General features: G+C 41.0%; 3 protein-coding genes and 1 pseudogene. All 4 read right to left on the bottom strand.

Features of this window, described 5'->3' with window-relative positions; genetic code table 11:
• Positions 1 to 62: 62 nt before the first annotated feature.
• Positions 63 to 2,786, bottom strand: a complete 2,724-nt coding sequence (locus tag HF312_20930) for a T9SS type A sorting domain-containing protein (protein ID MCU7522687.1) — start codon at positions 2,784 to 2,786, stop codon at positions 63 to 65.
• A 539-nt stretch (positions 2,787 to 3,325) separates the two neighbouring features.
• Positions 3,326 to 3,821, bottom strand: a pseudogene (locus HF312_20925) (hypothetical protein).
• 483 nt (positions 3,822 to 4,304) lie between these two features.
• A complete protein-coding gene (locus tag HF312_20920) occupies positions 4,305 to 4,925 on the bottom strand; it encodes a hypothetical protein (protein ID MCU7522686.1) in 621 nt (206 codons plus the stop codon).
• Between the two features lie 142 nt (positions 4,926 to 5,067).
• Positions 5,068 to 6,846, bottom strand: coding sequence for a T9SS type A sorting domain-containing protein (locus tag HF312_20915; protein MCU7522685.1), 1,779 nt, complete (start codon positions 6,844 to 6,846; stop codon positions 5,068 to 5,070).
• Positions 6,847 to 6,859 lie beyond the last annotated feature (13 nt).

Below are 6,859 nucleotides of genomic sequence, written 5' to 3'. Positions count from 1 at the left end.
GGCCAACGAGGCTCAGACTTGCGGCCTCCTCAGGTCACTAAATAAAATATTTTGATTGAATTCTACTTCTGCAGAATCATTTTCCTGATTTTCTGAAAAGTTGGGGTAGATAGCTTATAGATATATACTCCGCTTGAAAGATCCTCAGCTTTGAACGAAGCTTTGAAGCTTCCTGCATTCAGAGTCTCATTGATAAGTTCCTTTGCCACCCTTCCCAGCATATCATAAACTACCAGCCTTACATGTTCATCCTTCGGAAGTGAGAACTCGATTGTTGTAACAGGGTTAAATGGATTAGGATAGTTCTGCTTTAAATCAAAGTCCTTCGGAATCTGGTTATCACTCCTGAGCGCCACATTTGTAAGCTTTGATGTAATAAATGTACCTTCACTCGAAAATGGACTCGTCTTTCCATCCGAAGTCATTGACCTTACTCTCCAGAAGTATTTAGTCCCTCCTTTCAGGTCCCTGAAGCTGTATGATATCGTGTCTATGCCTGAAACCTGATTGTATTCTGTAAAGGACTCGTCGGTTGAGAGCTGCAGGTCATACTTCTGTTCTGCTGTGGTACCCGTAGGAGAATACCATGACAGAGTTGCACTGCCTGAATGAATATTAACTCCTCCCGAAGGGCTTGCCGCAACCGGTACAACGGGATAATCACCCGCCCATACAGTAAATGAACCAACTGATGAGAATAAGGAATATGTTCCATCGGTAGCCTTGCCGCGTACTCTTGTAAAATATGTTACGCCATTACTTAAGCCTGTAAGCTGATACTGAAGTGATGAGATATCATCCTGATTTAAGACCATGGTTGTAAAGTCAGCTCTTGTTGACACCTGAAGATTATACTTCTGCAGAGGTGAATATCCTCCTATGTACCAGTTTAGAACGGGTGATGCAGTGTAAACCGTCACTCCTCCCGCCGGATATGCAAGTACGGGCGTTATGGCCTGTGTCCCGTTATCCTTATTTACTGTAAATGTACCTGTACTGGAATATTCCGAATAACTTCCCTCTGAATTAAATGACCTTACTCTTGTGTAGTAGGTTACTCCTGCCGACAAGCCTTGAACCTTATATGACAGGCCTTCTATGCCTGTTACATCCAGTATTGGATTTATGAAGTCATCTGTTAAAGAGAGCTGAAGGTGGTACTCCAAAGGAGGTGCCCACTGGTTAATATACCAGTTCAGTGTTGGAGAAGACTCATAGACTGTTGCTCCTCCTGTAGGATAAGCAAGGACCGGCTTTACGGGTTCAGTGCCCCCTTGAGAGTTTACCTTAAAGTTTCCAACCTCTGAATACTTACTATAATAACCATCTGGTGCCTTAAGTCTTACTCTGGAGTAATAGGTCTTTCCTCCTTTCAGGCCTGTTACCTCGAGCTGAAGGCCATCAATGTTGTCTTTCTCGAAGTATATCGACTTAAAATCCGGAGTTTCAGAGAGCTGCAGGTTATATTTTGCGCCCGGAAAATATTTATTTATATACCAGTTCAAGACCGGAGAATTTGTATATACCAGGATTCCTCCTGTAGGATATGCTAAGGTTGGAACAGGAAAATCCGGATTTACATTTAGTGTAAATATCCATGCCGCTCCCTGCTCATTATTATCCCAGGGTCCGCCAATAATGGCTGTATTCCCGTCTGAGGATATCGAGACTGATAATCCCTGATGGGAATTTCCTACAGCACCAGTTCCAAAGAGTTTATTCCCCAGCTGAGTCCATACACCATTTTGTCTTGCAAAGATCCATGATGCTCCCTGGAAGTTATTATCCTGAGTCCCGCCCACAATGGCTGTATTTCCATCTGAAGAAATTGAAACTGAACATCCCTGCTGGGAACATCCTACAACACCAGTTCCAACGAGTTTATCTCCCTGCTGAGACCATACGCCGTTCTGTCTTGTAAAGATCCATGATGCTCCCGTAATTGAATCGCCAATCCCACCCACAATAGCCGTATTCCCGTCTGATGATATGGAAACTGAAAATCCCTGCCAGGCATTTCCGACAGCACCTGTTCCAACGAGTTTATCTCCCTGCTGAGACCATACGCCGTTCTGTCTTTTATAGATCCAAACTGCTCCCTGATAGTTATTATCACCAATCCCACCCACAATAGCCGTATTCCCGTCTGATGATATTGAAACCGAATTCCCTTGCTCGGTATTTCCGACAGCACCAGTTCCAACGAGTTTTGGTCCCTGCTGAGTCCATACACCATTTTGTCTTGTATAGATCCATGCTGCCCCCTGATAGAAATTATCACCAGCCCCACCCACAATGGCTGTATTTCCGTCTGAAGAAATTGAAACTGAACGTCCCTGCTGGGAATATCCTACAGCACCTGATCCAACGAGTTTTGGTCCCTGCTGAGACCATACGCCGTTTTGTCTTGTATAGATCCATGCTGCCCCGTGATAGTAATTATCACCATACCCACCCACAATAGCCGTATTCCCGTCTGATGATATCGAGACTGAAAATCCCCGATAAACAGGAATTCCAGTGGCACCAGTTCCAACAAGTTTATCTCCCTGCTGAGACCATACGCCGTTTTGTCTTGTATAGATCCAAACTGCTCCCTGGTAGTTATTATCGTCCCACCCGCCCACTATAGCTGTATTGCCGTCTGAAGAAATTGAGACTGAATATCCCTGCTCAGCATTTCCTGCAGCACCAGTTCCAACGAGTTTATTTCCCTGCTGGATAAATTGTGCATTTAGATTAATTGACAGGAGAATGATAATTATTGCGGACAAATACTTTTTCATAACTTATCCTAAAATTTAATGAAGTTAATTATGGGCGGAATGGCTGATTAATCAGAACTGCATCAGCTCCGTTATCCAACTGCATATATATAACTTTTTGTCAGGACTCGTTTTGAAAGAAAAAAGAAAAGGAATCGGTTAGGAAGTTGTTGTGCTCTAGTAGCTGCCTTATTAAAAAGGCAGAAAGAGCTATCATCGTATCCTTAGGTTAAATATCGGATAGCAAATGATTCGTGCAATAAACGTCAAAAATGCGCCATAAAATACATTTACGCCAGTATCATATATAATCTATTTTCAGCGCATATGCAACATTTTATTTCAGGTAATACCAGAAAGGAAATATATATTCAATATATGTTTATGTCTAAGGCCATCAATTATGTCTCAGTTTGAAACAGATATTTTGATTTTAGGCTTTAATCTTTCAGGCGGCAGATTGTCCCTATAATCGCTCTTAAGCGTTCGCAAGTATATCTCATCCAGTTGCCAAAGGGATTCCGGAAAATTTTACGGAGTACCCTTACTGCAGATCAATATTAATCGGGGAACTCCGCTAGGCACCGGTCCTCATCAGGTTCGTAAAAAGCATTATGAGATAATAAGCAACTATAGAGGCCATCATAATTTTCAAAATGCAAGTCCTCACTGAATGCATGAGCCTTACCCAGTATTTCCACATAAGAGGCTGCATCCTTTAGATTTGTCAATTTTTTTTAATTTAAGCAGGTATTTATCCCTGTAAACAGTCGGGATAATTATTTTGTACTGCTCCCGGTTAACCAGTTCAGCATTCATCATCACTCCGGCAATTCTGCCGTTGCCGTCTTCAAGCGGATGAACCTCACTAACTAAAAACCTCATATATGCTGCCCTGGCAAATGGATTTGTCAGTGCTTTATAATATACAAATCCCCGCGTTAGAGTACCCCGCACGAGTTTATAATCCACCAAATGTGCATTCCCCGCCCTGTTATTTCTCTCCTTGAAATTGCCGGGATTCTTATCAACGACACACCCCGATTTTTCTTTGATAGATTATAATTACTTTCACCTAAAAACCGGTTAGAAATAATTGTCGTTAAACGGTAATTCTAAATATCGCTAATCAGTTTTAGGGTCTTTGGTAAATTCTTGGTAAAGTTTGCTACAAGAAGATTTTGAGAGTTACTTTAAAAACAAAAAAGCCTTGCAAATATTTAATTTACAAGGCTTTATAATGGCGGGGCCAATGAGGCTCGAACTCGCGACCTCCTGCGTGACAGGCAGAATAGATTTCTAAAAAGTGTCTTTTTAACTCATTTTTGAAGGTATTTTGACCTGCACTCGTCCCAAATGGTCTAAATTGTTCTATAATTTGCTACGATTTTGCTACGAAGATGCAATTATTCAACTAATGGATTAGACCAACGGTGTGGAAAAAGAAAACCGAATAAGCCAGAATTACCTTTCTAATGCAATTAATATATACCCAAAATGTTCAGTAACAAAAGCCCTTGGTACAGAGATTTCAAATTTTCAGTCTTTGTATACCTTCAATGCCTCCATAACATTTCTTCCGAATAAATTAGGCTTTGGATTTTTGTTCGGTTTTCTTAACCTTCCCCCAATATAATATGGACCTGAAGAGTATAAAGTCCCAAGGATCTCAGGAGAATTATCAATCGGGCAACCTGACTTTTTCCAGTAGCTCTGAAATATTCTTAAGTATGAGGCAGCATAACAAATATTCAATGAATCATTGTAAAGCTTCTTTATTATCTCTTTAGGCGAGCCGCTTATTTTAAGCAGCCCTTTGTACTTATCCCCCGGATAAAACTCACTTTCAGCATTATTCAACTGATTTTCAATCCAGTATGCGGTCTTAAGCTTAACCTGACAGAATCCTAAGGAACTGTTAAGCCCTGAGGCTGCAAGTATCTCATCCAATGCGTCATCCTTCCAGTCGTAATTCATTGTTCTTTCGACATAGATAATAGCCTTAAGATAACTCTCATTAACATCAAACTTCACGGCTGCATTATGAATAAGGCTTTTCTTGGCCTCAAGCTTTTTCATTGTTTCACTGCTATCCTCAGCTTTGAGCTGTATGCTTAATGTGAGGAGAATAATTAATGCAACAAGTAAGTCTTTCTTCAACAATTTACTCCCAAATATCTCGTTATTATTTCATAAGAAGGAAATGCCGGATCCAATGCACCTAATTAAAAATACATTGGGAAAACCGGCATTTGCTTTAATTCACTTCATCTTTAACTATTGTTAGTTATAAAAAACAGGGCTACTTCAAAAACATCATTTTGGCAGTTTTTTCAAATACCCTGCCGTTTTCAAGTGAATGGGCGCTTATTTTGTATATGTAGAGTCCGCTTGAAACGTTTGAGGCATTGAACATTGCGCTGTATCTTCCTGCCTCCTGAATTGTATTTACAAGGGTTGCTACTTCATGCCCCAGGATGTCATAGACCTTAAGCTCAACCTTGCTTGTCATAGGAAGCGAGTAGTCAATTCTGGTCGAAGGGTTAAAGGGGTTCGGATAGTTGCCCGAAAGGCTGTATTCAGTCGGTTTCTCTATTTTTGCACTTTCCTCTGAATCCTTCATCTCCTTTACCAGAATCTCTTTTTCGGGAACAATGTCTCCAACGAGGCCGTGGGCTTCTACTGATGAATGGCTTCCAGAGCCTACAAGATCATCAACTTCCAGGACCGTTTCCTTTGCTTTTTCCATATTCTTCTCATCATTTATGTAATGGAGCAGTTTGCTGAAAAGAATGGATTCCTGAATGTCCTTCTTTGCTTTTGGGCTTAAGTCTTTAAGTTCACTGCTTTTTATCTTAGCCCATAGTTCACACAGCAGTTTTATCCTGTTTTCCCTGTCAAACCTGGTCTCTATTACTTCAGCCATAAGACCTGCAGGCTTCTTATCCAAAGATGACTTAAGAAGCTTTAAGTAGTCCTTAAAGTCTTCCATTCTGTTCTTACGTCCATTCTGCCACAATATATCCAGTGCATAGTAAGAAAGCGAAGAGTCAGGTATACTTTCCACTATTTTCTTGCATATCTGACTGGATTCAGTATCCCGGTTCAGTAAGAGCAGGTATTTTGCGAATGTGAGTTTTTTCAATATAGGCCACTTCTCATCATAGCCCGTTGGAGTTTTTAACTCAGCCGTGGCCTCTAAAGAGTCCTTCCCCATAGAAGCAATCTGACTCTCATTTATTCCGCCTTTGGACACAGCGCCTGTTGAAGCAACAAACTTTTTGTCAAAAAGCTTTTCTTCCGGAGAACTCTGTGCTAAAGGCGAACCAGAGACTATATTCGGATCCCCCATCCAGCGTAAAGGGTCTGTTGGGTCAGCAGGTGGATAATAAACAAAACTGCCCGAACTGACATAAAACCTCGCTGTATTGATCGTTACGTTATCCGTCAAGTATTCCCACCAGTTATTCTCGGCAGTTACGATGCTGTTTCCATATACGCTAAGGTTATACCCCTTATTGTAATCAATCTTATTATGGCCCCCGTTCGTTATGCAGATATTTTCTCCCAGAAATGGGTTAGAATTGCGATTTGCAGAAAATCCGTGCGACCTGTTTGAGTATATATGGTTATATCCATAGGCGCCCATATATCCAAGTGACGGAGCCGAATAATCGGCCACACCCATTCCATAGTAGTTGTTGTAAATATTATTAACCTGAATTATGGGGGACGAATAATATAAAACTATCCCCGTTCCGGTATTGTCATGTATATTACAGCCATAGATTTCAGAGCGATTTGCGACGCTTCTTTCATCATACATATAAACACCATGACTGGAGCAGCCCATAATTTCACTGTTTGAAAGGTTTAAGCACGCCTGATTGAGGTTAATGCCTTGATAGGCGTTCTTTATGGTTGAGGTTGAAATTGTGGCAGTGGAGCCCGCAAGAAGTTTAATGCCATTGGTATAAGTGGAATTGCCTGAAATGAAATCAAAAGTTGCCCCATTGGCATTCAGGTTGCCATTTACTACGAGACTGTAAAATTCTTTGTGTAAACGGCAAAATGAACTCATAAGAATTTAGAAA

Source organism: Ignavibacteria bacterium (assembly GCA_025612375.1).
Lineage (GTDB): Bacteria > Bacteroidota > Ignavibacteria > Ignavibacteriales > SURF-24 > JAAXKN01.
The sequence above is the reverse complement of the archived record's forward strand: the minus strand, read 5'-3'. Positions and strand labels throughout refer to the sequence as shown.